This is a genomic window from Streptomyces platensis (assembly GCF_008704855.1).
GTDB classification, from domain to species: domain Bacteria; phylum Actinomycetota; class Actinomycetes; order Streptomycetales; family Streptomycetaceae; genus Streptomyces; species Streptomyces platensis.
The window spans coordinates 110,992-136,466 of the sequence record NZ_CP023691.1 but is presented as its reverse complement, the minus strand read 5'-3'; the positions used below and the strand labels follow the sequence as shown (position 1 = coordinate 136,466).

The window sequence follows — 25,475 nt, the reverse complement described above, 5'->3', positions numbered from 1 at the left end:
CATGTCTTTTCGGTGTCAACGAAATGGTCGAAAGTCGCTGTGAGATGCCCGAAATTGCGGGGAATTGTCTATCCAGCCTGTACTTAACAAGTAAGTAGAGCAGGGGGGGAGGTGCGGAGAGGCTCCGAGGTCAGCCGCGGCCGACGAGGGCCGTCAGCTCGCGCTTCAGCCGCGCGACGGTGGCATCCGTGCTCCGACGGTGGAGCAGCGCGTCATGCATGACCGCCTGCACCGCCAGGCTCACCTGGTCGTACTGCGGGCTCTTGATCCGCGGCTTGGCCGCCAGCACGGCCCGTTGGAGCGTCGGAAGGTACGGGAATCGCCGCACCAGCTCCGGGTCCCGGTACAGATCGGCCCAGACCGGTGGCAGCGCGCCCTTGGTCAGCACCCGGCGCTGGACCGACTCGGTCGTCAGATAGGAGATCAGCTCGGTGGCCGTCTTCTGGTGCCGCGACTGGGTGTTGACCGCCAGATTGGAGCCGCCCAGCGCGCTGGAGCCCGGCCCGTCGGGACCCGGCAGCGGCACCGCACCGACCTTCCCCGCCACCTCGGAAGGCCGGGCATTGGCCAGCGCGTACGCATACGGCCAGTTCCGCAGGAACAGCAGCCGGCCCTCCTGGAAGTCCTTGCGGGACTCCTCTTCCTTGTACGTCAGGGCCCGCCGCGGGATCCAGCCCTCGCGCACCCCGTCGAGCAGAAACGACAGCCCGCGCCGGGCCGCGGGGGAGTCCACGGTCACCCGTGAGCCCTCGCCCGCGAGCACCGTGCCGCCGGCCGACTGAACGGCCTCGACGACATTGGCGGTCAGCCCCTCGTACGGCAGGAACTGGCCCGCGTAACCATCGAGCCCGTACTTGGGCGCGACCGTCTTCGCCAGCCGCGCCAACTCGGCCCAGGTGCGCGGCGGCCGCGCACCCTCCCGCGCGAGCACGTCCTTGCGGTAGTAGAGCAGCCCGGCATTGGTCACATAGGGGACCGCGTAGAGCCGCCCCCGGAAGGTGGCGGTGTCCACCACGGGAGGAAGGAAGCGCTTCAGCGGGAACTGCGCACCGTCCACGGGCTTGATCCAGCCCGCGGCCGCGAACTCCGACGTCCACGCCACATCGATGTTCAGCACATCGAAGCGGTCGCTGTGCGCACGCAGCTCGGTGACCATCTGCGCCCGCACCTCGTCGGCCGCGTCCGGCAGCTCGACCAGGGTCACCTTCTCGCGCGGATGCCGGTCGTTCCACCCGTCGAGGACACCCCGCAGATAGCCCGTGAGGTCTCCGCCCGTCACCAGAGTGATCGGGCCCCGCCCGTCCGAACCGCCCGCCGGCTCCCCGGCCCGGGCGCCCGCATTGCCCGCGAACAGCAGCGCGCAGACCAGCAGAGCCCGGCTTGCGGCACGCTTCCACCGCATGGGCTCCTCCTTGAACCAGGCGTCGACGGGACACTGGACCGACAGCCCGCCCCATGTATACCTGTTAGCCATGCGGGATACTAGATCCCGCAGGAAGATGTGACAGCGACCCGGCTCACAGCCGTATGGGGTCAGATGACCGGCAACTAGGGCGGTCCGAAAGAGCGCCCCGGCGCGGGGAGGGAGAGGGAGAGCGTGCGGCTGCCACTCCTGGCGTTGTTGGTCAGCGGCCCCGCGCACGGTTACGAACTCAAACAGGGCCTTGAGAACCTCCTGGGCGCCGCATACCCTCAGCCGAACGTCGGCCAGATCTACGTCACCCTGGGCAGGCTGGAGAAGGCGGGCCTGATCGAGGGAGAGGACGTCGAGCAGTCGGACCGCCCGAACAAGCGCATCTACCGGATCACCGCGGCGGGCCGCGAGACGGTGGACGCCTGGTTCGAGGAACCGACTGCCGAACCACGGGTCCGGGACGAATTCTTCATGAAGCTCGCCCTGGCCCCCCACACCGGGACCGCAGACCAGATCGCCCTGATCAACAAGCAACGCCGCCACTACCTCAACACCATGCGTGACCTGTCGAAACTCGCGGCGGGTGAGGACCGGGAGAACCGGGTGGCACAGCTGCTGATAGAGGGCGCGATGCTGCATCTCCAGGCGGATCTGGACTGGCTGGAGCGCTGTCAAGAGGAGTTGGAATGAACCGGGACGAGCCGTCCGGCCCGATAGTCCGGGCAGCCGGCCTGGTGAAGACCCACCGGCCGGAAGGCGCTGCCCCGGTCCACGCGGTACGTGGCGTCGACCTCAGCATCGAACGCGGAGAGTTCGTCGCCCTCACCGGCCCCTCGGGAGCCGGCAAATCCACCCTGCTGCATCTCCTCGGCGGCCTCGACCGCCCCGACAGCGGCTCCCTCTGGCTCGACGGCCGCCAGGTCGACGCCTACAGCGAGGCACGCTGGGCGATGCTGCGCCGCAACCACATCGGCGTCGTCTTCCAGTTCTTCAACCTCGTCTCCAACCTCACCGTCGCCGACAACGTCGAGCTCCCCGCCCTGCTGGCCGGGCGCTCCCCGCGGCAGGCCCGCACCGATCGCGCAGAGCTGCTCGACGAGCTGGGTCTGACCGGCAAGGAGAACAGCACTCCGGGCGAGCTGTCCGGCGGCGAACAGCAGCGCGTCGCCCTGGCCCGCGCCCTGGTCAACACCCCCAGCCTGCTGCTCGCCGACGAACCCGCCGGCAGCCTCGACAGCAAGGGCACCAAGGAGGTGCTGCGGCTGCTCGCCCGCTTCCACCAGCGCGGCCAGACGATCCTGCTGGTCACCCATGACGCCAGGATGGCCAGCGCCGCGGACCGGGTGATCAGCTTCTTCGACGGCCAGGTCGTCGACGACGCACACCTCGGCGACGCCCCGAAGCGCCCCGCGGCCGGTGTGGCCGACGTACTCAAGCTCAAGGGCTGACCCGTGCGAGCAGCGGCGCGCTGGACACAGGCGCATCTGACGGCACACCGCCCCGCGGCGGTGCTCACCGCGCTGGCCACCGCCGGGATCACCATCTCGCTGCTGCTGGCCACCGCGCTGTTCGCCTATGCGGCCGACCCCTGGCAGCGGGCCTTCACCCAGTCCTCCGGCGCCCACGTCTGGATCCACACCCAGGGCGGCGCCCCCGCCGGATCGCTCGCCGGCCTGGACGAGGTACGGGCCACCTCCGGGCCCTTCCGTACGGTCCGCACCACCGCGAGCCTCCAGCCCGGCGACACCCGGGCGACCCTGGAACTGCGCGGCGCGGCGAAGCGCCCCGCCACCGCCGCACCCCAGATCGTCGCCGGCCGCTGGCTGGACGCGAACACCGACGCGGGCACTGACGCGGCCGCCACCAAGGGCATCGTCCTGGAGAGTTCGGTGGCCCGCGCCATGTGGGCCAAACCGGGCGACACCATCGTGCTGAGCGGCTTCGCCGCACATCTGCGCGTGGTGGGCGTCGCGGACACCGCCGAGGTCACCTTCCGCGCGGGCGAGACGCCGGGCGTGGCCTGGGTGCTCCCGTCCACCCTCGACGCCTCCGACGCCGGCCGCGACCAGCGCGGACGCACCATCGGCCTCCAGCTCGGCGACGCCGCGGACACCGACTATGTCGTCCAGCGGGCGGTCACCCGGCTCGGCGCCGACCAGATCACCGATGTCTCCACCTGGCGGCAGGCCAAGGCCGCGGCCGAAGGCGACAACCAGCTGCTCGGGCGGCTGCTCGGACTGTTCGGACTCGGCGCGCTGCTCGCCGCCGCCCTGGCGGTGGGCGGCGCCATCAGCACCAGGATCCGCGGACATCTGCGGGACATCTCCATCCTCAAGGCCATCGGCTTCACGCCCGGCCAGGTGGTCCGGATGTTCGTCGCCCTCCACCTCGGCCTGGCGCTGCTCGGCGTCGCGCTCGGGGCGCTGCTCACGCAGGTGGTCGGCACGCTGGTCCCCGGGCGGATCGGGGAGGCGATGGCCCTGTGGCGGCAGCTTCCGGGGCACGCCTGGCTGACGTTGGTGATCTCCGGCGGTGTGGTGGCCTTCATCGGCGCGGCGACCTGCCTGGCGGCGTGGCGGGCCGGGCGGGTACCGCCGGTGCCCGTCGCCCGCGCCGCCACGGCCGCCGGTGGCCGGGCCTCCGCGCTCACCCGCCGGGCCCTTGGCCTCAGGGTCCCGCCGGCGCTGGTCCTCGGCTGGCGGGGTGCCTTCCACCGTCCGCTGCGCTCCTCGGCGGCCGTCGCACGGCTTGCCGTCCCGCTGCTGCTGATCACCATCGCGCTCGGCGCCTGGACCACCCTGGACCGCTTCACCTCGCACCCCGAGAACGTCGGGCTGCCCGCGGCCCTCACCGCCCGCTCCGACACCCTGGGCGACCGGGAACTACGCCAACTCCTCGACTCCCAGCGGGAGATGACCGCCTACCCGGGCGCCGAGGTCCAGGCACTCGTACCGGGCCAGACCGGGACCATCACCCTGCGCGGGCTCGGCACCGACGCCCGGCCGTACCCCGGCGCCGTGGTGGAAGGACGCGCCGCCCACGGTCCCGACGAAGCGGTCGCCGGACAGGGCCTGCTCGATCTCCTGGACGCGCGGGTCGGCGACTGGGTCCGGATGACCGTCGCCGGCCGCCCGCACGTCCTCCATATCGTGGGCCGCAGCATCGAGACCACCGACGGCGGCCGGGTCGTCTCCACCACCCTGGACACACTGCGCGAAGGCGACAGCGACGACGCGGCGCCCCGGGCCGACGCCCCACCTCGCCCGGATTTCTACCAGTTGGTCCTGCGCCCCGGCGCCGACCCGGACTCCGCGCGGGAGGCCCTGTCCAAGGCGTCGGCCGGCCGTCTTGAGGTACGCGAGACCCCCAACCCCGCCGACCAATTGTCCGCGGTCCGCGCCGTCAGCGTCGGGCTGATCGCCGTACTGACCCTCATCGGGCTGGTGGAACTGGCGACGACGGTCGGCGCCGGTGTCCGTGACCGCAGCCGCGACCTGCTCGCCCTCCGGGCCGTCGGCCTCACGCCACGTCAGATCACCGCCGTCATCGTCTCGGCCACCGCCTTCATCACGCTGGCCGCCGCGCTGGCCGGCACGACCCTGGGCGTCCTCGCCTCCCAGTGGCTGATCAACCTCCAGGGCCGCGCCAGCGGCTGGGGGGCCGGTATCGCCCAGTGCCCCGCTCCGGGCATCCTGCTGCTGGTCATCGTCGTCGCCGAGCTCATCGCCGCGACGGCCGCGGTCCTCCCCGCCGCCCGCGCGGCACGACGCCGGCTCGCGGACTCGGCCACGGATCTGCTCTAGGCGCACGTTCGGGGGCCGCAGCGCCCCCGGCCGGACAGCGCGAGGTCCCCGACCGCAACCCGGTCGGGGACCCTCATACGCGCTGAGTCGATGCCGGCTAGCGCGCCGTACCGAAGTCCTGCGTCCAGTAGTCGTCGGGCTGGGCGTGGCCGACGCCGATCTCCTTGAAGGAGCAGTCGAGGATGTTGCGCTTGTGGCCGGGGCTGGACATCCAGCCCTTCATCACGCTCTCCGGCGAGGAGTAACCGTAGGCGACGTTCTCGCCGTAGGAGCTCCAGTTGTAGCCGGCCCGGGTGATCCGGTCCTCCGGGGACGAGCCATCGGAGCCCGTGTGCGACATATTCCGATGGTCCGCCATGTCCTTGCTGTGGTCCTGAGCGGCCTTTGTCAGCTTTGCGTTCACGGTCAGCGGCGAGCACCCGGCCTTGCGGCGCTCGCTGTTGACGAGGTCCACCACCTGGGCCGTGGCGCCGGATGCCGTGGTGGCGGCCTTCGAAGCGCTCGGGGACGCGGCGGGTGCCGGGGAGGTCTTCGCGGCCGGCTTCGATCCCTCATGGGATTTCGGCCACCGGTGTTCGAAGGAGGCGTTCTTCCACTGTTCGTGGTGCCGGCCGCCGGTATTCCCCGGTTCATTCAGACAAGCCATGGCGGCAGAGGGCACGCCCACGGCGCCTATGGCGAGAGCAGCAATGGTTATCTGCCGGTAGCGCCGCGTCCTGCGATGTTTCCTCATGCGTGACCTCACTCGGTAATAGCGGAGCGTCCACGGCGCGGCCGGCTCTGTGCAATACCCGCGCCTGAGCTGCGAAGACGCCTTGCGATTCGTCATTCTTGGGGCCGCTGTAGGACAAGGCAACGCACCTCACTACTACTGCGCTTCGTAGCAATGGAAAGCCCTTGCCATGGATGGCCGGGCGTGCTGGTCCGCATTTCGGCGCATGCCAAATCGCTGTTGCCCCGTCAGGTGGACTTATGTGCTCACGGCGTGAGTAAAAGCGCCGAGCGGGCCGTATGGCGACCGGACCGGTGCGAGAAATTCCCCGCTCAAGACGGACAAATCTCCTATGTCGCCAGGACGTTTTCTACTATTGGCAATAGTAGATGCCGGGGATTGCTATGACGGATGTCACGATGCCGTGAAATCCGATGGTGGTAGGCGCCGCGGGGGAACCGGGCGGCGCCGGCCGGCGTCCTTCCGGCCGTCCGAAGATCACGAATGCCGGCGGAGGATCTCGCACATGACCGGTACGGCTGCCCGCCACCTCTATCTCGCGCGGCACGGTGAGGCGTCACCGAACGAGACCGCACTGACTGAGAACGGCCGCCGCCATGCCACCGGACCTTCGCTGGACCGGATTCCCGCCCGAGCTGCACGCCTGAGGGCCGCCCATTCCGCGAATTCTCCGCCGCGACGCATGGCATTCCGAGTGGTAGTTGGGGGTGGTGCCGCCGGCTTGCCGTCACGTGCCTGATGGGGAGGCCGGGTGGGATGGCTCTCATTCGGCGTCGAGCATGGCGGAGCGGAACCCGGGTACCGGGCCAGGACGTCACCGTACCCATGGAGGAGGCACGTCAACTGATGACCCGTCATGATGCGACCGGCGAGGACCGCACTCCACTGCCCCATGACCTGCCGAGCCACCAGGCCGACGTTTCCAGCCCGGTCCCCGACCCGTGGGACCCGGAGCTGTCGGAGGACGAGAGCGACGGGCCCGACGAGACGGTTCCCGACACCGACCAGGCCGGCACCGGGCGGACCGGCGGGCAGAAGGCCGCGGGGTTCCGCACCGACCAGCCCGTTCCGCACGAGCCGGTCGACTGAGCCTGCCGGACTGCCCGGCGGGCCGGGCCGGTCGGTCGGCCAGGCCGGCCGGCCGGAGACGCAAGCAAGCGAGGGGCGGCACTCGTCCGTGGCGGTCGGACGGGTGCCGCCCCCTCCGTCGTCCGGTGGGGAGGCGTCTTCCTTGGGGCGGCCAGGTGAGCCCACCACGACCCGGCATGTGCTTCCGGCTTCCGTCACGCACCGCGACGTACATTGCCGTGGGGGCCCGCGCCGGACCGCCTCACGAGATCGGAATGTGCCAATGAACTGCTACGACTGCGCGCCGGACCACGCCACCACCGCCGCGGTGGCCATCTGCCGGAACTGCGGGGCCGCACTGTGCCACCAGCACGCCCAGTCCGCCCCGCAGACGGTGGTCCGCGTACAGGGCGTCGGCCAGAGCACGCTGCCGGAGATGGCCCGCCGCATCATGTGCACGATCTGCCGAGGCGCGCAGCCGGCCTGAGCCGTTGCCGCGCAGGACGTCATCCGATTCCGTACCCGGTGATGGCGAGTTCTGGAGCGAACCGGACCTGACTCCGGAGCGAAACTGACCTGACAGCAACGCGGGCCACAACAGGCATGGCCACCTGTACCCGGCCGGTGCCGGTGGCCGACGGGAGGCGGACCATGACGACGACCTTTGTGCTGATTCCCGGTGCCGCGTGCGACTCCTGGCACTGGCATCTGCTGGCAGCGGAGCTGCGGGCCCGGGGCCGTGCGGTGGTGAGCGTGGATCTGCCGTGCGAGGACGACGCGGCGGGTCTGGAGGAGTACGCGGACGCCGTTGCCGCCGCTGTTGCGGGGCGTGGCCGGCTGACGCTCGTGGCGCATTCGTTCGCCGGGTTCACGGCGCCGCTGGTCTGTGCGCGGGTGCCGGTGGATCTGCTGGTGCTGCTGGCGGCGATGGTGCCGTTGCCGGGGGAGGCGCCGAAGGAGTGGTGGGCGGCGACGAAGCACCCGGACGCTCAGGTCAGACGGGCCGGGCGGGCGGCTCAGCGGGCGGGCGCCGGCACGGGTGCGGAGGGGGTGCCGGAGGCCGCTGTGCCGGGGTCCGCCGCGGACCCGTTCTTCCAGGATCTGCCGCCGGACCTGGCCGCCGAGGCGGGGGTCCGGTGGCGGCGGCAGTCCGAGACCCCTGCCGCGCGGCCCTGGCCGATGGCGGCCTGGCCTCCGGTGGACACCCGGTTTCTGTTGTGCCGTCAGGACCGGCTCTTCCCCGCACCGTTTCTGCGCACGGTGGCGACGGAGCGCCTGGGACTGGTGCCCGACGAGATGGAGGGCGGGCATTTCCCGATGCTCTCCCGCCCGGCTGAGCTGGCGGACCGGCTGGAGGGCTACAGCACGACGACAGGGTGACCGCCGGACCGCCGACCTGGCCCGGCGATGCGTACCAGGCGAAGCCGACGGCCGTTAGCTGTGGCCGTTGCCGTTGCCGTTGCCGTTGCCGTTGCCGTTGCCGTTGCCGTAGCCGTAGCCGTAGCCGTAGCCGTGGTCAGGGAAGGCGACCGGGGCGCCGAGTCGGGGACGGAGAGCAGCGGGATGACGCGCCCGTCTCCGTCCCCGTCGCCCTCACCCAGGCTCCCCGCTCAACGCCCCTGAGAAAGAGCGGTGTTCGCCCCCGCACTTCCGTACGGCAGTTGAGAGAGGCCGGCAATCAGCCGCACCGGCAGATACGCGGGCCACCCTGGCCGGGCCACCTGGTAGGAGAAGTATCCGAGGGAGCGGCCCACCTGGACCTCGTCCGGCGTCTCCGCCTCGTAGACCACTCGGCAGGAACCCGCGGCCTTTTTGGCGCGTTTCCAGAGGGCGGTGGCGGGCTTCCGCTCCGCCTCGGTGCGCGGGGTGAAGATCCGGTCACCGAAGTCCGACCAGGCGAACGGGCGGCTGCCCACCCAGTCCTTGTCGATCACCTTCTTCAGCTCCGCCGCACGCTCCGCGTCGGTGGAGCCCCAGGAGGGCGGCACGTTGGTGATCAGGCCGACGGGAATGTGGCGGGCGCGCAGCGCGCGCAGATATGCGGCGGCTCCCGGCGAGTAACGCACGCTCTTGTCCTCGGCCGTGTGCACCAAGGTCTCACCGAGGTCGAAATACACCACGACACAGCGGCCCGCACGGCCGCCGTCCCCTGCGGTGTGCGGTGCGGCCTCGGCGAAGCCCGCGCCCGGCACGGCTAACGCCGCCATACCGCCCAGCGCGATCAGCATGCGCCAGGTGACTTTGCGGGCGGAGGCGTCTTTCGCGGATGGCTTTTTCATGGGGGGTGTCCTTCGCGTAGGGGGCAGTCGATCGTATACGCGCCATGTGCACGTCACTAGCGTGTTCGGCCCACCCGGGCTGGAAGCGGGGGGTGTTGGGCCGCCAGGAGGCCGAATTGGCCCACTCCGACGGCACGTAAGTGGACCTGCCCCCCGAACCCGCTGCTGTCTAACGTCATTGCGTCCACGCGTCATGGAAGAGGCCGGCCGTCCGGCCGTCGTACTCGGGAGACCTGTGTCCCTTCGGATCCTGCCGCCGGCCGGCGCACCACGCGTCCTCGCCGCGGCGCAGCTCAGCAACTCGGTCGGCGACGGCGCCTTTTACGTCTGCTCGGCGCTCTACTTCACCCGGGTCATCGGCCTCTCGCCCACCCAGATCGGCCTGGGGCTGACCCTGGCGTGGGCCGTCGGTTCGGTCGCGGGAGTGCCGCTGGGCGCGCTCGCCGACCGCCGGGGGCCGCGCGGCACCGCGGTACTGCTCGCCCTCGCCACCAGCATCGCCGTCGCCTCGTTCCTGTTCATCCGCTCCTTCGTGCCGTTCCTCCTCGTCATGTGTCTCTACGCCACCGCGCAGTGCGGACTGGCCGCGGCCCGACAGGCGCTGCTCGCGGGTCTCGTGGACCGCGCGGCCCGGACGGGCGTCCTGGCTCACCTCCAGTCGACGCTCAACGCCGGGCTGGCCCTCGGCGCGGCCCTCGGCGGACTGGCCCTCCAGTACGACACCCGCAAGGCCTACCTCGCGGTCTTCGCCCTGGACGCGGTGGGCTTCCTGATCTGCACGGCGGTGCTGCTCCTGCTGCCCGCGGTGACCCCGGTCCCGGGCCGCACGGGCGGTGAGCCGCGGCTCACGGTGCTACGGGACCGCCCGTACGCCGTGGTGACCTTCCTCAACGCGGTCCTGCTGCTGCGGATGCCGCTGCTCAGCCTCGCCCTCCCGCTCTGGATCGTGGCCCGTACGGACGCACCGAGCTGGCTGGTCTCGGCACTGTTCGTCCTCAACACCCTTGGCGTCATGGCCTTCCAGGTCCGCACGGCCCGGTCGGTGACGGGCCTGCGCACCGCCACCCGGGCCGTGCGGCACTCCGGCCTGATCATGCTGGCCTCGTGTCTGGCGTTCGCCCTGTCGGCCGCGGGCATGGCGCCGTGGGGAGCCGGTGTGGTGCTCGTCGTCGGCGCGGTGCTCCAGCTCATCGGTGAGATGCTTCAGTCGGCCGGATCCTGGCAGATCAGCTTCGACCTCGCGCCGGCTCATCACGTCGGCCAGTACCAGGGCTTCTTTGGCACAGGCGTCCCCTTGGCACGCACGCTGGGCCCCCTGCTGCTCACCTCGCTGCTGGTCACCTGGGGGGTGCCGGGCTGGCTCCTGCTGGGGGCGCTGTTCCTGGTGACCGCGCTGGGGATGGGCGCGGTGGTGCGCTGGGCGGAACGGGACCGGGCACGGCGGCCCGGCCCGTCGGTGAACGGGGCGGAGACGGCACCGCTGACCGCCCAGGCGTCCTGACCACCAGCCCGTCGTCTCCTGCTCCCGAGCCGCGTCCCGCCCGTCCTCAGGCCGGCCGGCTGACAACGGGGCCGAGCCGGGACAGCTGACAACGGTGTGGGCCGGGCAGAGCAGAAGCCCGGACCACACCGTGCTGTTCTTCGGAGGACGACCGGTGCGACGGCACCTGCCTCGCCGTCGCACCGGACCGGATCTGAGTAGAGCTACTCATGACAGCGCCCCGCGGCCGCCGCGACGCTGAAGCGGATGAATGAGCGCGGCGGAACACTCGTCCCGATACCCGGTCGTGCGCCGGCGTCCGCCGACGTCGGCCAGGCGCTGTACGCGGCGACCGTCCGACCGCCGCGTGACGGTGCCGCGCCGAACCCGTACCCGACGTCTCCGAGGCTGATCCATGAAGGCCACGACCGCTCCCCGCATCCTGCCGCCGGTGCTGCTCGCCGCGGTGCTTCTCGCCCTGGCTCTCTCGGGTCTCCAGCCGCACGATCGCGCCACCTGGCTCATGGAGACCTGCTGGGTGATCGTCGGCCTGCCCGTGCTGGTCGTGACGCGGAAGCGCTTTCCGCTCAGCCCGCTCCTGTGCTGTCTGCTCGCCGCGCACGCCCTGGTCCTGATCGTCGGCGGCCATTACACCTACGCCGAGGTCCCGGTGGGGCACTGGCTTCAGGACGCGCTGGACCTCTCCCGTAATCCCTACGACCGCTTCGGCCACCTCATGCAGGGCTTTGTGCCGGCCATCCTGGTCCGCGAACTCCTGGTCCGGACCTCCCCCTTGCGTGGCAGCGCCTGGCTGGCCCCGCTGACCGTGTGCGCCTGCCTGGCTTTCAGTGCCTTCTTCGAAATGATCGAGTGGTGGGCGGCGCTGGCCGGCGGCCACGCGGCCGATGCGTTCCTCGCCACCCAGGGGGACCAGTGGGACACGCAGTGGGACATGGCCTGCGCCCTCCTCGGAGCGGTCGTCTCGCTGCTGCTCCTGAGCCGGCTCCACGACCGCCAGCTTGCCCGGCTGGGCACCGGGGAGGCCCGGACCGCCTGACGGCCTCCGGGCCACTGGTGAGGGTGCTCAGCCCCCCGCCGAGGGGGGCGCGAGGGCGATGCGGCCCGTCTTCGCGGCACCGCCCGCCCGGTGCCAAGGACCGGGCGGGCGGCGGATACCCGCCTCAGCCGCGCCGCTCCCGGCTGAGGGCGACGGGGCTCAGCCCCGGGCGGAGAAGGGGCAGGCCCAGTCGGCCGGCTTGGGGCGGCCCGAGTAGCGCCGGGCCTCGGAGAGCTTCTCGTACTCCAGGAGATTGGGATTGATGGTGCCCTGAAGCTCGATGTCCTGCTTGCGGATCTTCTCGGCCAGCCGGTCCCAGAGCCCGGCGGCCTTTATCCGGTCGAACTGGTGGTGAGAGTTGAACGCGAGCATCGGGAACGGCGGGCGGCGGCCGACGCGGCTGTGCGTTTCGTGCAGCCCGATCACGAAGAACGGGTGCCCGGCGACGCTGTACGCGAAGGCGCCCGACGACGGGTCGGGGTCATAGCCCTCGGCCCAGGAGTGCTTACGGCTGTCGTGGTCGTGCACCGCCTGGAGCTGCCGCCACAGCAGCTGCTCGAACTCGATCTCCGACACGTTCAGCGGGCCCGAGAAGGTCGCCACGAAGCTCGTGAAGGGTTTCGCGGCCCAGTCCACCGACGCCACATAGGACTCCAGATCCGCCGCCATCTGCTCAGCCGCGGTGTCATCGCCGAACCAGGTGTAATGGCGATGGGTGATGCCACCCTGGCGCCATGCTGAACGGCCGGCCAGGCAAGCAAAGGAGTCGCCGAGCAGGAACTGCCCGACTTCAGTGGCGGCGGAGACATCAACCGTCATGTTGGTGACCTTCGGTGAGTGGGCCAATACCCCTGGTGGGGGCCCTGGCGGGTGGGACCCTGGCAGTCAAGATCGGGCGAGGCCGGTTCGTCAAGACTGAACCGATTCACCCGCTGCGACTGCCCTCACCGACAGCGTCCGTACTGCGGCTGCGATGACCCGCGGCCTCTCGGGACACGACCACGCACGGGCCCGCCGGACGGCTCGTTCCGGCTCGGCGAGTGCGGGTCGATCCGCCGCGTTTCCGCAGCTCGGGACCTTGATCGCCATGGTGGACCAGGGCGCCCCGACTCTACAGGCGGGGGGGCCGATCGCAAGACTGCGGTGTGGTTCCGCCTGCGGTGACCGCCCCCCGCGGCACGGCTGGCCCGCTCCCGCCGGGGACCTCGTCGGGGGGCGGGGTCCGGCCCGGCGTACCGTCGGCGAGGCCCACCACGGGGCAGGGGCCGACGGTGTCGCCGAGCACCGGACGACCTGCCCGTCAGGCAGGGGTGGACGCGGCCTCCTTCTTGGGGGCGGCCGCATCGGCTCCCTGAGCTTCGGCGCCGGCCGCGGGGCGCGAGTAGAAGACGGTCCTGCCCTGCTTGCTGCGGTGTGCGAGGCCCTTGGCGACGAGCGAGGTCTCCAGGGTGTTGCGTACGGCGGTCTCCGGTGCGGCGTGCTCCGGGTGCTCCTGCGCCAGCAGCTTCGTCATCTCCGCGACCGTGCGCGGCTGCTCGTCAAGGAGTCCGAGGACGCGGTCGGCGCGGGTGGAACTCCGCCGTCCCGTGGTGGACCGGGCCGCCTTGGCCTTCCGCGGCTTCTTCTTCGCGTTCGTGCTCTTTGCCGCCTTGGCCGGGGGCTTCGCCGCGGGCTTGGCCTTCGGTGCGGTGGCCTGCGCCCGCCGCGCCGGGGGGACCGTCGCCGGTTTCGTCACCGCGGGTTCGGGCTCTGCCGCCTGCGGTGCGACGGCCGCCTTCTTGGCACCGGTTCCGAGGTGCTTCTGGAGGTCCTCCAGCTTCGCCTTGAGCTTCTGGAGCTCGTCCATCTCCTTCGCGATGCTCTCCAGTTTGGCAGCTACCTGCGCAGCGAATTGCGAGTCTGACATGACACAGCCTGCTCTCTATCGCCTGGTCGATCTACGGTTGGCTGGATGTTACTCATGTCTCTTGGAAATTAACCCAGAGTTGGGCTTCCTTTATCGTCGGGAACATGGCACACAGGACGGGTTTCACCGTTCAACCCGCCCACTCTTATGGGGAGTTCGGGGCCCGGGCAAGGGTCCTGCGTCAGTCAAGAAATGAGCCGTGAATGAGCCATACGGGACTCGCCCGCGGCCCCGCGGACCGTGCACGGGTGCGCTGAACTCTGTCCGCATGTCACTCCTTTGAGGCTTTCCAGCGGTCAACTCATTGGGCTCCCGGGAGCCGTCCGCCGGGGGAGGGGACCGCGTATCGGATACCTGGTGACATACGGCTGTGACGACAGACAACTTGTGTGTATGAAGTGAACTCTTCATGGCGGGCCATTGCTTTTGCCGGCTCCGGAGGGACCCGGCTCGGCCGCACTTGATGTCGTGATCGTGCCTTGAAAACGGCAGTTCCAGGGGCTGCGTGGGCCGCCCAGTGCCCGGACCGGCCCCGCGCTTTCGCTCACCCCGCGTGAACCCTCGAACGGCCGAGCATGATCTGCGCCGCACCGCCACCGGTAGTAGGACGGAGACGACCGATGTGGCGCTGGGCGGTGGAGGAGTGGCTCGGGTTGAACGTCGTCGTGGATCTCAATCGCTGTCAGGGCTATGCGCAGTGCGCGTTCCTCGCTCCCGAGGTGTTCACGATGCATGGCGAGGAGTCCCTGCTGTACCACCCGGTCGTGCCGGACGGGCAACTGGAACAGGTGCGCCGGGCGGCCGTGGCGTGCCCGGTGCAGGCCATCGTCATGGGTGAGGAGGCGGGCGCCGGTGCACGGTGAACCGCGCGACGGCCGGATCGTCATCGTCGGTGCGTCGCTCACAGGGCTGAGGGCTGCCGAGAAGCTGCGCGAGGAGGGCTTCACCGGCTCGCTGACTCTGGTGGGGGAGGAACCGCAGCCCCCTTACGACCGGCCTCCGCTGTCCAAGCAGGTGCTGCTCGGGAAGGTTCCCGCGGGTCACACCGGGCTGCCGCAGCGCCGAGAGCTGGACGCGCAGTGGAAACTCGGGGTGCGTGCCACCGGACTCGACCCGATCGAGAAGCGGGTCCTGCTCGCCGATGGCGCGGAAGTGCCCTTCGACCGGCTGCTGATCGCCACCGGAACCCGCGCCCGGCGCTGGCCCCACCCGGCAGAGGGCGCCTTGGACGGGGTCTTCACTCTGCGCACCAGCGACGAGGCGCGCCGCCTCGCGGAACGCCTGGACGCCGGACCACGGCGGGTCCTGGTCATCGGTGCCGGCTTCACCGGTTCGGAAATCGCCTCCGCCTGCCGGGAACGCGGCCTGGCGGTGACGGTCGCGGAGCGCGGACCGGCACCACTCGTCGGCGCGCTCGGCGGCACACTGGGCGCGCTCGCCGCGAAATTGCAGCGCGCGCACGGTGTCGACCTGCGCTGCGGAGTGACGGTCACCGCCCTGGAGGGCGACGGCCGGCTCACCGGCGCGCAGTTCTCCGACGGCACCCGGATCGACGCCGATATCGCCGTGGTCGCCCTGGGCGCGGTCCGCAACACCGAATGGCTGGTCGAATCGGGACTCGCCGCGGGCCCGCGAGGAGTGACCTGCGACGCCGGGTGCCGCGCCTTCGACATGTACGGGATCGTGACCGACGACATCTTCGCCGCCGGTGACGTCGCCCGGTTCCCGCACCCGCTCTTCGAGTACCAGCTGCTCTCCCTGGAGCACTGGGGCAACGCGGTCGCGCAGGCGGAGGTGGCGGCCCACAACATGGTCAATCCGGGGCCGCGCAGACGCCCGCATCTGACCGTGCCGGCCTTCTGGTCCAGCCAGTTCGGCCTCAACATCAAGTCGGTGGGGGTGCCCACCTTCTCCGACCAGGTGGTCATCGCCCAGGGCTCGCTGAAGGACGCCCGGCTGGTCGCCGTCTACGGCTACCGGGGGCGGGTCACCGCGGCCGTGAGCGTGAATCAGGCCAGGTCACTGGAGTACTACCAGCGGCTGATCGAGACGGCCGCGCCGTTCCCGCCCGCACCGGGAGCCGCCGACCAGATCGAGTCCCCGGACCCCGTCCCCTCCGACGTACCGGACCCGAAGCTGCTCTCGCACGGTCCGACCGTCGCCCTCACCGGTCATCTGCCGGACCGACGCCTGACGGTGGTGCAGCCGGCCCGCTGAGACCACCGCCACTCCACAGCGACAGTGATGAGGAGCCCCGCGCATGGCTGCGGACACCTTGTTCCAACGGATCACCGACTACGCCCACCGCGCCGACCCCTATCCGCTCTTCGCCGAACTCCGTGAGCACCGGGTCGCGCGGCAGGAGGACGGCAGCTACCTGGTCGGGACCTACCACGAGATCGAAGCGCTGCTCCACGATCCACGGGTCAGTTCGGACCGCCGCAACCGCACCGCACCGGACGAGACCGAGGCCGGCGACGCAGGACTCCCGCCGGCCTTCATCGGGCTCGACGACCCCGAACACCACCGGCTGCGGAACCTGGCGATGCGGTCCTTCGGCCCGCCCCACACGCCCGGCCGGATCAATGCCATGCACGGCGAAATCAGCCGCATCGTCAAGGACCTCCTCGCCGGCCTGGAGGGCAAGAAACGGATCGACATCGTCGACGACTTCGCCTACCCGCTCCCCGTCACCGTGATCTGCCGTCTGCTGGGCGTACCGATCGAGGACGAGCCGCGGTTCCGCCAGTGGTCGGACGCGATCGTCACCGGCATCGACCCCAACCCCAAGGAGGACCCCGCCGAGCGCCAACGCGCCGCCGCGGAGGCCCGGAAGACGATGGCGCTGTATCTGGGAGACCTCGCCGAGAAGCGCCGCGAGCATCCGTCCGACGACATGCTCTCCGCGTTCGCCGCAGGAGACGACACCGATGGCCGGCTCACCCCGCTCGAAATCATGGCCACCTCCGTGCTGCTGCTGATCGCCGGCCATGAGACCACGGTCAACCTGATCACCAACGGGATGCTCACCCTGCTGCGCCACCCCGACCAGCTGGCACGTCTGCGCAGCGACCCCACACTGATGCCCCGGGCCGTGGAGGAACTGCTGCGCTACGAGCCGCCCGTCCAGATGCTCCCGCAGCGCACCCCGCTGGCCGACATCGAGGTCGCGGGAGTCACCATCCCCAAGGGCGCCCCGCTCATCCTGATGCTCGCCTCCGGCAATCGTGACCCCGAACGGTTCCACGACCCCGACCGCTTCGACCCGCTCCGCGAGGACATCCAGCACCTCGGCTTCGGCAGCGGCATTCACAGCTGCTTCGGCGCCCCGCTCGCCCGTCTGGAGGCCCAGATCGCCCTGAACGCACTCCTCCAGCACCTCGACACACCCCGCCTGCCCGAGGACCCGCCACCGTACCGGCGCAGCCCGGTACTGCGCGGCCCCCGGCACCTCCTCGTCGAGCGCGGCTGAGGGGCGCCGGGGGCGCTGGAAGCGGCATGGGGCGGAGGCCGGAGCCAGTCCGGGAAGGGCTGCCGCCGTCGGGCCGCGACGGCGGCAGCCCCCCCGCAGGTTTCAGCCCGCGGGCGGGTAGAAACTGCCGCTGGCGTCGCCGTCGGACGTGCACTCCGTGTCGTGGTAGCGGTCGATGAAGGTGCCGGTGAGGCCGGTGTACGCGTCGTACGTCTGGTCCAGGGGCAGGTCCTTGCTCACCCTGAACCGCAGCTGCATGTGGACGGACTCGCGGGGCTTCAGCGTCTTCGGGCCGGGGACGGTGCCGCCGGCGTTCCCATTGGCCTGGCGCAGCGTCTTCCAGGCGTGCTGCGAGGTGTCCCAGTACTGCAGATCGCCGTACGGGCTCAGGTCACGCTCGCCCTCGTTGTAGATGTAGCTGCCCAGCTTGGCGCTGAGTTCGAACGACTTCAGCTCCTTCGCCGAGGTGTTGGTGAGCGTGGCGGTGTAGGTCATCCAGTGAGTGCCGAGAGTGATCGCCTTGGGTATGCCGAACGTGCGGCCCACTAAGGCGTTGTTGTGGTGCTGCCCGTTGCTGACATCGGAGCACGACGGGATATCCGCGGCAGGCGCCGCCTGGGAGGCGGGCGCGGCGGCCACCACCACGGGAAGCAGGGCGGCCGTCGCGGCTGAGAGCGACAGGGCACGGCGCAGTTTCATGAAGATCTCTTTCCTGGTTCTTGGGACCTTGGAGCCTTTGTTTCCTGTGTCATTGAGTTCCAAGGCCGTGGGTTCTTGGGTTGTCAGGTTCTTGGAGAAATGGTTGCGGGCTTACGCGGTGACGTCCGTGGCGCCCGGACCGGCCACGCCCCGCCTGCGGCGCACGCCGATGACCGCACCCGCGCCGACCACCATCGCGGCTCCGCCGATGAGAGCGATCGCCGGGAGCGCGGACGAGGAGCCGGTCGCGGCGAGGTGGGCGCCGCCCTGCGGGCTGAGGCCGCCGGCGGAATCGGAGCCACCCGTATCGCCGCCGGACGCGGCGCTCTGGCCGGTCTCGGCCGTGCCACCCGGCTTGGCCGACTCGCCCGGCTTGGTGGTCGGGGACTGCGTCGGCTTCGTGCCCGCGGGGAGGATGGTGAAGTCGGACCAGGCTTCCCTGGCCGAACCGCAGGAACCGTCGCGGTTGCGGTAGTCGCCGGCGGCGAGCGCGTACCCGGCGCCGGGCTTGGCGTTTTTGACCACGCGGGTGCGCAGTTGGAGCGTGACGGTGCTGCGCGGACGGACGGCAAGGAAGCCGAACACGTCCTCGGGCTCCGCGTCATGGAAGGTCTTCCACCGCCCCGTCTTGGCGTCGCGGTACTCGGTCTCCAGCTCCCAGTACGGCCGGTCGACATCTTCGGCGGAGGACACGAGCAGGTACGGCTGGACCTCCGCCAGCGGCTTGTCGGTGGTGTTGGCGAGCGTCACGGAGAAGGAGCTCCAGGCGCCTCCCGCAGCCAGCCGGCGCGGCAGCCCGTGGACGGCCACCTGCAACTGCTCGGACTCGAACGCACATGACTGACCCGCACCATCGGCATCACCGGCGTTCTTGCCTCCACCGGTGGCGCCACCCGCGCGGGTGGTTCCCTCAGTGGTCCGTTCGGCGGTCCCGGCAGCTTTCGGCGGCTTCCCTGAGGTGGGACGGGCGGCCCCGTCACGGACCTGGGATGCCGAGCCATTGGCGGCGGGTTCGGATAAGTCGGGAGAGGCGGGCGTGCGGGGACCGGCCTCGGACACCGGCTCCGTTGCGAACGCGGCGGCAGGCGCGGCCATTACGGCGGCGGGTGCTATCACGGCAGCCGCTGCGGCGGCCGTCAGGGCGCGGCGAATCTTCATCCAGCAGACCTTTCGTATCCCAAGTGCCGCCTGAGCGGCACAGGTTGACGTGCGTCATGTTCAGGCCGTGCGTGACTCATGGTGTGCGTGAGCGCGCTTGCAGAGATGCGTACATGCGCACACCTACGCCTCATATAGGAGGATTCGCGCCGCGAGAAGGTTCCACATGCACGTCACTGAAGTGGCGCATGGGTGGGAAATATCCTGGGATTTCCCTTGAGGTCCGTCCTCAAATGAAGATCACGGGTGGTGGCTCACAGTGGGGGTGGCACGTCGCCATGAACTCACCGACCGTGAGGGGGAGTTGCTCGCCCCGCTGAGGGGCGTCCTGCACGGCCCGCCGACGCTCTCGCCCTCGGGTCGGCAAGCAGCGGCAGCGATATTCGATATGAGCCGACGCGGGTACGCCCCTAGGCTTGATGGCGTGATGGACATCCCGGAAGAGCTCGTTGCCACGCAGACCAGGTTCAACGGTGCGGCGGGGCGTGACTTCATTGCTGCGTTGCCGGGGCGGGCCGCGGAGTTTCTGGATCGTTGGGGGCTGAAGCTGACCGGGCCCTCGCTGTATGGGATGGCGGCACTCGTGCTGCCGGTGGAGCGGAGTGACGGGACGCCTGCGGCGCTGAAGATGCAGTTGCTTGACGAGGAGAGTGCGGGGGAGCCGGTCGCCCTGCGTGTCTGGGACGGTGACGGCGTCGTACGGCTGCTTGAACACGATCCGGCCACCAATACGCTGCTGCTCGAACGCCTCGATGAGAAGCGCCACTTGTCGACACTCGATGACTCCCGCGAGGCCATCCGGATCCTCGCCGAACTGCTTGCCAGGCTCTGTGCCGTGCCCGCGCCCGCCGGTCTGCGTCAGCTGGGCGACGTCGCGCAGCAGATGCTCGACACGGTGCCGGAGGCCGTGCGTGCGGTCGCGGACCCGGCCGAACGGGAGCTGCTGAAGAGCTGTGCGGCGGCCGTGCGCGAGGTCGTGGGCGAAGCCGGTGACCGGCTGCTCCACTGGGATCTGCACTACGACAACATCCTCGCCGCGGACCGGGAGCCCTGGCTCGCCATCGACCCCAAGCCGCTGGCCGGCGACCCGGGCTTCGAGCTGATGCCCGCGCTCGCCGATGACTTCGCTCCGTCCGAGGTGCGCTACCGCTTCGACCTGATGACCGAGGTGCTGGGCCTCGACCGGCAGCGGGCGGTCGCATGGACGCTGGGGCGGGCCTTGCAGAACCTGCTGTGGAACATCGAGGACGGGGACGAGCTGGAACACGAGCAGCTCGCGATCGCGCAGCTGCTGCTCGGGCGGTAGGTGGGCTGACGTCGAGCCGCGGGGACGCTCTCCGAGCACCCTCCGTCCGGCGTCGTCGTCCTGGCCGTCCGGGTGCGGGAGTCCTGATCACGTAGGCTCGATGGATGGCGAAGTATTTCGACGTACACCCCGAGAATCCTCAGCGGCGCACCATCGGCAATGTGGCCGACAGCATCCGCTCCGGCGCGCTCATCGCATACCCGACGGACTCCTGCTTCGCGCTGGGCTGCCAGCTGGGCAGTCGCAGCGGTATCGAGCGGATCAAGTCGATCCGGAACCTCGACGACCGGCACCACTTCACCCTCGTGTGCGAGAACTTCTCGCAGCTGGGGCGGTTCGTGCACATCGACAATGATGTGTTCCGCGCGATCAAGGCAGCCACCCCCGGCAGTTACACCTTTATCCTTCCCGCCACGAAGGAGGTGCCGCGCCAGCTGCTGCATCCCAAGAAGAAGACGGTCGGCGTCCGCATCCCGGACCATGTCGTCACTCAGGCACTGCTCGCCGACCTCGGTGAGCCGCTGCTCTCCAGCACCCTGCTCCTGCCCGACGAGGAGGAGCCGATGACGCAGGGGTGGGAGATCAAGGAACGGCTCGACCACGTCGTGGACGCCGTGATCGACTCGGGCGACTGCGGCACCGAGCCGACCACGGTCATCGACTTCTCCGGCGGCGGGGCCGAGATCGTCCGCCGAGGCGCGGGCGACGTCTCGCGGTTCGAGTAGCCGGTCTCTCTCAGGGTGTCGCGCTCGTGACGGCCGGCTACCGGTGGAGTTCGCCGCCCACCGGGCCGGGCCGGGCGCACGGATACGTACCCGTCCGCCCGCGGCCGGCCTCGTTGCGGGCAGCGCTCAGGAGCGCGGGGGGCGGGGCTGCTCGTCCCGCTCCGCGTTCTTCTCCTTGATCCGGACCGCTTCCTTACGGACCTCCGCCTGGGTGGCGCGCTCCCGCTCCAGCCACTCGGGGCCTTCCTTCTTCAGCGCCTCGATCTGCTCGGTGGTGAGAGCTTCGGTGACACCGCCACGGGCGAGACCGGAGATGGAGACGCCGAGCTTGGCCGCGACGACCGGCCGGGGGTGCGGGCCGTTGCGGCGCAGTTCCACCAGCCACTCGGGCGGATCGGTCTGGAGTGCGTTCAGCTCGGTGCGCGAGACGACACCCTCCTGGAATTCGGCGGGGGTGGCCTCGAGGTACACCCCCAGCTTCTTCGCCGCGGTCGCGGGCTTCATCGTCTGGGGGGTCTGGTGCGACTTCATGCTGTCAAGGGTATCGAGCATGTGCGCTACCTCCGACCACGACCGGTAACCTGGCGGCGTGACAAGCTCGGAAGCATCCCCGTCGTTCCGGCTCGCGTATGTCCCGGGAGTGACGCCCACGAAATGGGTGCGGATCTGGAACGAGCGGCTGCCCGACGTCCCCCTGACCCTGATCCCGGTGTCCGCCGCCGAAGCCTGCGCGGTGCTGCGGGACGGTGGCGCCGACGCCGGTTTCCTGCGGCTGCCGGTCGACCGGACGGATCTCGCCGCGATTCCCCTCTACACCGAAACGACCGTCGTCGTGGTCCCGAAGGATCACCTCATCACGGCGTTCGACGAGGTGACCGCCGAGGACCTGGCCGACGAGATCGTGCTGCACCCGCTCGACGAGACCCTGGAGTGGGAGCACCGGCCGGGACTGCCCGCGCTTGAGCGTCCTGCCACGACGGCGGACGCCATCGAGCTGGTGGCGGCAGGTGTGGGACTCCTCGTGGTCCCGCAGTCACTGGCCCGGCTGCACCACCGCAAGGACCTCACCTACCGGCCCGTCTCGGACGCCCCCGCGTCGCGCGTCGCGCTGTCGTGGCCGCAGGAGGAGACCACCGACCTGGTCGAGGACTTCATCGGCATCGTCCGCGGCCGGACCGTGAACAGCACCCGGGGACGCTCGCAGGCCCCCGCCCCGGCACAGCCGAAGGTCAAGCGCCCCGAGGCACCCGCCACCCGGCGGAAGCCCGCGGGAGGCAAGCCAGGGGGCAAGACAGCAGGCAAGCCGGTGGGCAAGTCGGGTGGCAAGAGTCCTCGGAGCGGTTCCGGTGGTTCGGGCGGTTCCGGCGGCTCCAAGGGCAGCGGCAGGCGGGGCAAACCTCGCCGACGGTCGTAGGCCCGGCGCCGCGCGGCGGATGCGGGCTCGGGCGAGTGCGGGTCGTAGGGCTCTCGGCGGGCGGGGGAAAAGTCATCGCAGGGTGATCAACGGCATTCTCTTCCGGCAGCGGACCGGTGTCCCGTTCATATTTTCGTTGCCTCTTGCGCTTGGTGATGCTGGAGTGAGCGGATGGATCAGGACACAGTGCTGGCGGTCTTCGATCGCGAGATGCGGCAGGGCATCCGGGCCGATGGGCCCGGAGCCCGGGTGGAGCGGGTGGGCGGCGTCGTACGCCATGTCGGCGCAGACGCTGACGGCTGGAACGGAATCGTCTGGTCGGACCTGGACGAAGCCACTGCAGACGCCGCGGTCGCGGAACAGGTGGAGTACTTCACCTCACTCGGGCGCGGGTTCGAGTGGAAGCTGTACGGGCACGACCGGCCGGCCGACCTCCCCGGACGGCTGCGGGCAGCGGGTTTCGTACCCGAGCCCGAGGAGACGCTGATGGTCGCCGACATCAAAGACCTGCCCACGAGCATCGAGCTACCCGAGGGTGTTCGCCTGCTCCCGGTGACCGATGCTGCCGGGGTCGAGCTCGCGGTGGCCGCGCAGGAGCGGGCGTTCGGCGAAGCGCGGCCGTACCACCGGCAGCTGCTGCTCGGCCAGTTGGCCGCCGGCTTGCCTCCCGCGGTCGTCGCCATGGCCGGTGACGTGCCGGTGAGCGCCGCACGGATGGAGCTGCATCCGGGTACGTCCTTCGCGAGCCTGTGGGGCGGGGGCACAGTGCCGGAGTGGCGCGGCCGGGGCGTCTACCGGGCCTTGGTCGCCTTCCGCACCCGCATCGCAGCCGAACACGGCTACCGCTACCTCCAGGTCGACGCGTCCGACCAGAGCCGTCCGATCCTGCGACGCCTCGGGTTCGTACCGCTGGCCACCACCACCCCGTACGTACGCTGACCTCACCCGGAACGCGGCATCGACCGACCGGGCTCAGCGCCGCGAGGACGACGAGGCCGCCGGTGACCGCGAGACCGGTCAGCACCGCCGGGAAAGCAGCCCATGGCCTGCCTGGCGCGGCCTGATAGGACCCGTCGGACACGCCGTAGCCTGTGCTGCTGTGACTGACTCTGAGCGGCTTCCGCTGCTGTTCCTTGGAGTGGTAGCGCCACGGGCTCGGGCCGCGCGGGAACCTTGCGGTATGACGGCCGGGTGCGGGGGCCAACTCTCCGCGGAGGGGCGGAACTTGTTCCGCCGACGGGCGCGCGGGTAGCGTCCCGACGGCGAAATGACGGGGACGGTGTGCCGGCCCGGACCCCGTCGTACGGGCCGGGCCGGCCGGCCTCATATGGCAGGGCTCAGGGCGAGGGCATCCCGGCGTGCAACTCCGTTCAGGGTGTCGGCAGTCCGGGCCCCGTGCAGTGCACGTCGGCGCGGGGCACGGTGCCGTCGGTCAGGTAGGCCGCGGCCGTGTCGTCCACACAGGCGTTGGCCCGGCTGGCGAACACCCCGTGGGAGTAGTCGTCGTGGAGGGAGACCAGACGGGAGCCGGGCAGTCGCCGTTGTAGGGCCCGGGCGCCTTCGATGGGGGTGACGGGGTCGTGGTCGGAAGCGATCAGCAGGACCGGTGGCGCGTCGGGGCTGCCGAGCGGCGTAGTGTGCGCGGGCCGGTGGTGCCAGTACGCGCACACCGAGGCCTCCATTCCGGTCAGCACCGGCTGGGGGTCGAGGCGTCGCATCCGCCGGATGTCGGTGAGGACGCGGGCAGGTGAGGGCGCCGGTCCGTCCGCGCACTTGACCGTGCGGTTGGCGGCTTCGTACGTGCGTGACGCGGGGCCGTCGAAGGGTTCTGCCGGGCGCAGCGGGCCGGTGGTGCCGTCGCGCAGGTAGGTGCGCAGGCCGTCGGCGAGGCCCGCCCAGCGTTCGGTGCGGCCCAGTGCCCGGTAGACGGTGCGGTCGAACTCCGCCGCCCCGAAGCCGTCCACGGGGCGCTCGGCGAGACCGTCTCGCACCCGCTGGTACGCGGTCCGTACCGCCGTTGCGTCGGCGCCGAGCCTGAAGCGTTCCTGGTGCCGGGCCGCCCAGGCGAAGAACACCGCCCGCTGGCGCACCATGGCCCTGCTCTGGAGAAGGTCGAAGTCGTACCACTCCTCCGGGCCGACGACACTGTCCAGCACCATCCGGCCCACCCGCTGCGGGAATTGAGCGGCATAGGCGGCCCCGAGGTAGCTGCCGTAGGAGACGCCGAGGTAGCCGATCCGGGGCTCGCCGAGTGCCGCGCGCAGGGCGTCCATGTCCCGGGCGGTCTCGGTGGTCGACAGATGCGGCAGGGCGTCCCTGAGGTGCCGGGCGCAGTCGTCGGCGGTCCGTCGCAGTCCGTCGAGGTAGGCCTGCTCGGCGGTTCGTCCCGTCGGCACCGGGTCCTGCCCCGGGCTGTCGAAGAGGCCGCCCATCGGACCGCAGTCCGCGGGTGCGCTCGCGCCGGTGCCGCGCGGGTCGAAGCCGATCACGTCGTAGGAACGCCGCACCTGTTCCGGCAGTTTGGCGCGCTTGGTCACGGCGTAGGGGAGGCCCGATCCGCCGGGGCCGCCCGGGTTGACCAGCAGGACGCCCCGCCGCTCGGCGGCCGGGCCGGAGGCGTGGACACGGGATATGGCGATGTCGAGCTGCTTGCCGTGCGGGTGGCGGTGGTCCAGGGGGACGCGCAGCCGGCCGCACTCGACGCGCTCGGGTGCGGGCGGCGTCGGTACGGAGTCCGGGCAGGCGCCGAAGTGGAGGGCCGGTGGTGGGGGAGCGGCGGGGGCGGGGGCGGCCGGGAGCAGGGCGGCGGTGGCTGTGAGGGCGCAGAGCAGGCCGGTGCGGCGTACGGCAGGAATCACTGGTCTCGCATTCGGGAGTGCGGCGGAGGGTGCCGCAGGACTTGGTGATGAAAATGATTATCGTTTACAGTGTGGCCCGGTCAAGCGAACTGCCCTCACCAGG

24 protein-coding genes are annotated in these 25,475 nt (G+C 70.6%); 15 read left to right on the top strand and 9 right to left on the bottom strand.

Features of this window, described 5'->3' with window-relative positions; genetic code table 11:
• Positions 1 to 130 precede the first annotated feature (130 nt).
• Complete coding sequence (locus CP981_RS00615) at positions 131 to 1,402, bottom strand: ABC transporter substrate-binding protein (RefSeq protein WP_085924107.1); 1,272 nt, start codon at positions 1,400 to 1,402, stop codon at positions 131 to 133.
• A gap of 195 nt (positions 1,403 to 1,597) precedes the next feature.
• Here CP981_RS00615 and CP981_RS00610 point away from each other — a divergent pair, with 195 nt between their 5' ends.
• From CP981_RS00610 to CP981_RS00600, 3 genes are read left to right on the top strand one after another with little or no spacing between them, the layout of a single operon-like run.
• Positions 1,598 to 2,104 carry a PadR family transcriptional regulator gene (locus CP981_RS00610; RefSeq protein WP_042153336.1) on the top strand — a complete coding sequence of 169 codons (507 nt, stop codon included), beginning with the start codon at positions 1,598 to 1,600 and terminating at the stop codon, positions 2,102 to 2,104.
• Positions 2,101 to 2,862, top strand: a complete 762-nt coding sequence (locus CP981_RS00605) for an ABC transporter ATP-binding protein (protein ID WP_085924108.1) — start codon at positions 2,101 to 2,103, stop codon at positions 2,860 to 2,862. Before CP981_RS00610 ends, CP981_RS00605 begins: the two co-directional genes overlap by 4 nt.
• A gap of 3 nt (positions 2,863 to 2,865) precedes the next feature.
• Positions 2,866 to 5,217 (top strand): ABC transporter permease, encoded by a 2,352-nt coding sequence (locus CP981_RS00600; RefSeq protein ID WP_085924109.1) that lies wholly within the window; start codon positions 2,866 to 2,868, stop codon positions 5,215 to 5,217.
• A gap of 97 nt (positions 5,218 to 5,314) precedes the next feature.
• Here the strand turns inward: CP981_RS00600 and CP981_RS00595 are convergent, their stop codons facing one another.
• On the bottom strand, positions 5,315 to 5,950 hold the full coding sequence (locus CP981_RS00595) for a CAP domain-containing protein (RefSeq protein ID WP_085924110.1): 636 nt from the start codon (positions 5,948 to 5,950) through the stop codon (positions 5,315 to 5,317).
• 846 nt (positions 5,951 to 6,796) lie between these two features.
• Between CP981_RS00595 and CP981_RS00585 the strand changes: the two genes are divergently transcribed.
• From CP981_RS00585 to CP981_RS00575, 3 genes are all read left to right on the top strand, one after another.
• Complete coding sequence (locus CP981_RS00585; RefSeq protein WP_085924193.1) at positions 6,797 to 7,039, top strand: hypothetical protein; 243 nt, start codon at positions 6,797 to 6,799, stop codon at positions 7,037 to 7,039.
• Between the two features lie 262 nt (positions 7,040 to 7,301).
• Positions 7,302 to 7,505: a DUF2180 family protein gene (locus tag CP981_RS00580; protein WP_085924112.1), complete on the top strand. Its 204-nt coding sequence runs from the start codon at positions 7,302 to 7,304 to the stop codon at positions 7,503 to 7,505.
• Between the two features lie 164 nt (positions 7,506 to 7,669).
• The gene (locus tag CP981_RS00575) at positions 7,670 to 8,398 is read left to right on the top strand and encodes an alpha/beta hydrolase (RefSeq protein ID WP_085924194.1); all 729 of its coding nucleotides are present in this window, start codon (positions 7,670 to 7,672) and stop codon (positions 8,396 to 8,398) included.
• Between the two features lie 230 nt (positions 8,399 to 8,628).
• On the opposite strand, the gene CP981_RS00565 is transcribed toward CP981_RS00575, so the two are convergent.
• Positions 8,629 to 9,297, bottom strand: coding sequence for a hypothetical protein (locus tag CP981_RS00565; RefSeq protein ID WP_244329462.1), 669 nt, complete (start codon positions 9,295 to 9,297; stop codon positions 8,629 to 8,631).
• A 235-nt stretch (positions 9,298 to 9,532) separates the two neighbouring features.
• On the opposite strand from CP981_RS00565, the gene CP981_RS00560 reads away from it, so the two are divergent.
• Complete coding sequence (locus tag CP981_RS00560) at positions 9,533 to 10,798, top strand: MFS transporter (protein WP_244329461.1); 1,266 nt, start codon at positions 9,533 to 9,535, stop codon at positions 10,796 to 10,798.
• A gap of 394 nt (positions 10,799 to 11,192) precedes the next feature.
• The gene (locus CP981_RS00555; RefSeq protein WP_085924114.1) at positions 11,193 to 11,834 is read left to right on the top strand and encodes a DUF2238 domain-containing protein; all 642 of its coding nucleotides are present in this window, start codon (positions 11,193 to 11,195) and stop codon (positions 11,832 to 11,834) included.
• Positions 11,835 to 11,993: 159 nt separating this feature from the next.
• Here CP981_RS00555 and gntA read toward each other — a convergent pair whose 3' ends face one another.
• Both gntA and CP981_RS00545 read right to left on the bottom strand, forming a co-directional pair.
• Positions 11,994 to 12,653 carry a guanitoxin biosynthesis heme-dependent pre-guanitoxin N-hydroxylase GntA gene (gene gntA / locus CP981_RS00550; protein ID WP_085924115.1) on the bottom strand — a complete coding sequence of 220 codons (660 nt, stop codon included), beginning with the start codon at positions 12,651 to 12,653 and terminating at the stop codon, positions 11,994 to 11,996.
• Positions 12,654 to 13,134: 481 nt separating this feature from the next.
• Positions 13,135 to 13,740, bottom strand: a complete 606-nt coding sequence (locus tag CP981_RS00545) for a hypothetical protein (RefSeq protein ID WP_143658855.1) — start codon at positions 13,738 to 13,740, stop codon at positions 13,135 to 13,137.
• A 653-nt stretch (positions 13,741 to 14,393) separates the two neighbouring features.
• Here CP981_RS00545 and CP981_RS00540 point away from each other — a divergent pair.
• Genes CP981_RS00540 through CP981_RS00530 form a run of 3 tightly spaced genes read left to right on the top strand, consistent with a single transcriptional unit; the run spans position 14,394 to position 17,212 of the window.
• Positions 14,394 to 14,603 (top strand): ferredoxin, encoded by a 210-nt coding sequence (locus CP981_RS00540; protein ID WP_085924196.1) that lies wholly within the window; start codon positions 14,394 to 14,396, stop codon positions 14,601 to 14,603.
• The gene (locus CP981_RS00535; protein ID WP_085924117.1) at positions 14,593 to 15,957 is read left to right on the top strand and encodes an NAD(P)/FAD-dependent oxidoreductase; all 1,365 of its coding nucleotides are present in this window, start codon (positions 14,593 to 14,595) and stop codon (positions 15,955 to 15,957) included. Before CP981_RS00540 ends, CP981_RS00535 begins: the two co-directional genes overlap by 11 nt.
• A 43-nt stretch (positions 15,958 to 16,000) precedes the next feature.
• Positions 16,001 to 17,212, top strand: coding sequence for a cytochrome P450 (locus CP981_RS00530; protein WP_085924118.1), 1,212 nt, complete (start codon positions 16,001 to 16,003; stop codon positions 17,210 to 17,212).
• 102 nt (positions 17,213 to 17,314) lie between these two features.
• On the opposite strand, the gene CP981_RS00525 is transcribed toward CP981_RS00530, so the two are convergent.
• Positions 17,315 to 17,911 carry a hypothetical protein gene (locus tag CP981_RS00525; RefSeq protein ID WP_085924119.1) on the bottom strand — a complete coding sequence of 199 codons (597 nt, stop codon included), beginning with the start codon at positions 17,909 to 17,911 and terminating at the stop codon, positions 17,315 to 17,317.
• A 111-nt stretch (positions 17,912 to 18,022) separates the two neighbouring features.
• Positions 18,023 to 19,069: an LPXTG cell wall anchor domain-containing protein gene (locus CP981_RS00520; protein WP_085924120.1), complete on the bottom strand. Its 1,047-nt coding sequence runs from the start codon at positions 19,067 to 19,069 to the stop codon at positions 18,023 to 18,025.
• A gap of 388 nt (positions 19,070 to 19,457) precedes the next feature.
• Between CP981_RS00520 and CP981_RS00515 the strand changes: the two genes are divergently transcribed.
• Positions 19,458 to 20,375, top strand: coding sequence for an aminoglycoside phosphotransferase family protein (locus CP981_RS00515; protein WP_085924121.1), 918 nt, complete (start codon positions 19,458 to 19,460; stop codon positions 20,373 to 20,375).
• Positions 20,376 to 20,479: 104 nt separating this feature from the next.
• Positions 20,480 to 21,100: an L-threonylcarbamoyladenylate synthase gene (locus CP981_RS00510; protein ID WP_085924122.1), complete on the top strand. Its 621-nt coding sequence runs from the start codon at positions 20,480 to 20,482 to the stop codon at positions 21,098 to 21,100.
• Between the two features lie 126 nt (positions 21,101 to 21,226).
• On the opposite strand, the gene CP981_RS00505 is transcribed toward CP981_RS00510, so the two are convergent.
• Positions 21,227 to 21,631 carry a DUF5997 family protein gene (locus tag CP981_RS00505; protein ID WP_085924197.1) on the bottom strand — a complete coding sequence of 135 codons (405 nt, stop codon included), beginning with the start codon at positions 21,629 to 21,631 and terminating at the stop codon, positions 21,227 to 21,229.
• 58 nt (positions 21,632 to 21,689) lie between these two features.
• Here CP981_RS00505 and CP981_RS00500 point away from each other — a divergent pair, with 58 nt between their 5' ends.
• Positions 21,690 to 22,514, top strand: a complete 825-nt coding sequence (locus CP981_RS00500) for a LysR family substrate-binding domain-containing protein (protein WP_085924123.1) — start codon at positions 21,690 to 21,692, stop codon at positions 22,512 to 22,514.
• A 171-nt stretch (positions 22,515 to 22,685) separates the two neighbouring features.
• A complete protein-coding gene (locus CP981_RS00495) occupies positions 22,686 to 23,453 on the top strand; it encodes a GNAT family N-acetyltransferase (protein ID WP_085924124.1) in 768 nt (255 codons plus the stop codon).
• A gap of 431 nt (positions 23,454 to 23,884) precedes the next feature.
• On the opposite strand, the gene CP981_RS00490 is transcribed toward CP981_RS00495, so the two are convergent.
• Entirely contained in the window at positions 23,885 to 25,372 is a 1,488-nt protein-coding gene (locus tag CP981_RS00490) for an alpha/beta hydrolase (protein ID WP_244329459.1), read from the bottom strand.
• Between the last annotated feature and the right edge of the window lie 103 nt (positions 25,373 to 25,475).

Coding starts and splice junctions, on each gene's coding strand:
- CP981_RS00615 (WP_085924107.1), bottom strand. CDS start 1,402: ATGCGGTGGAAGCGTGCCGCAAGCCGGGCTCTGCTGGTCTGCGCGCTG.
- CP981_RS00605 (WP_085924108.1), top strand. CDS start 2,101: ATGAACCGGGACGAGCCGTCCGGCCCGATAGTCCGGGCAGCCGGCCTG.
- CP981_RS00595 (WP_085924110.1), bottom strand. CDS start 5,950: ATGAGGAAACATCGCAGGACGCGGCGCTACCGGCAGATAACCATTGCT.
- CP981_RS00585 (WP_085924193.1), top strand. CDS start 6,797: ATGACCCGTCATGATGCGACCGGCGAGGACCGCACTCCACTGCCCCAT.
- CP981_RS00580 (WP_085924112.1), top strand. CDS start 7,302: ATGAACTGCTACGACTGCGCGCCGGACCACGCCACCACCGCCGCGGTG.
- CP981_RS00575 (WP_085924194.1), top strand. CDS start 7,670: ATGACGACGACCTTTGTGCTGATTCCCGGTGCCGCGTGCGACTCCTGG.
- CP981_RS00565 (WP_244329462.1), bottom strand. CDS start 9,297: ATGAAAAAGCCATCCGCGAAAGACGCCTCCGCCCGCAAAGTCACCTGG.
- CP981_RS00555 (WP_085924114.1), top strand. CDS start 11,193: ATGAAGGCCACGACCGCTCCCCGCATCCTGCCGCCGGTGCTGCTCGCC.
- gntA (WP_085924115.1), bottom strand. CDS start 12,653: ATGACGGTTGATGTCTCCGCCGCCACTGAAGTCGGGCAGTTCCTGCTC.
- CP981_RS00545 (WP_143658855.1), bottom strand. CDS start 13,740: ATGTCAGACTCGCAATTCGCTGCGCAGGTAGCTGCCAAACTGGAGAGC.
- CP981_RS00530 (WP_085924118.1), top strand. CDS start 16,001: ATGGCTGCGGACACCTTGTTCCAACGGATCACCGACTACGCCCACCGC.
- CP981_RS00525 (WP_085924119.1), bottom strand. CDS start 17,911: ATGAAACTGCGCCGTGCCCTGTCGCTCTCAGCCGCGACGGCCGCCCTG.
- CP981_RS00520 (WP_085924120.1), bottom strand. CDS start 19,069: ATGAAGATTCGCCGCGCCCTGACGGCCGCCGCAGCGGCTGCCGTGATA.
- CP981_RS00515 (WP_085924121.1), top strand. CDS start 19,458: ATGAGCCGACGCGGGTACGCCCCTAGGCTTGATGGCGTGATGGACATC.
- CP981_RS00510 (WP_085924122.1), top strand. CDS start 20,480: ATGGCGAAGTATTTCGACGTACACCCCGAGAATCCTCAGCGGCGCACC.
- CP981_RS00505 (WP_085924197.1), bottom strand. CDS start 21,631: ATGAAGTCGCACCAGACCCCCCAGACGATGAAGCCCGCGACCGCGGCG.
- CP981_RS00495 (WP_085924124.1), top strand. CDS start 22,686: ATGGATCAGGACACAGTGCTGGCGGTCTTCGATCGCGAGATGCGGCAG.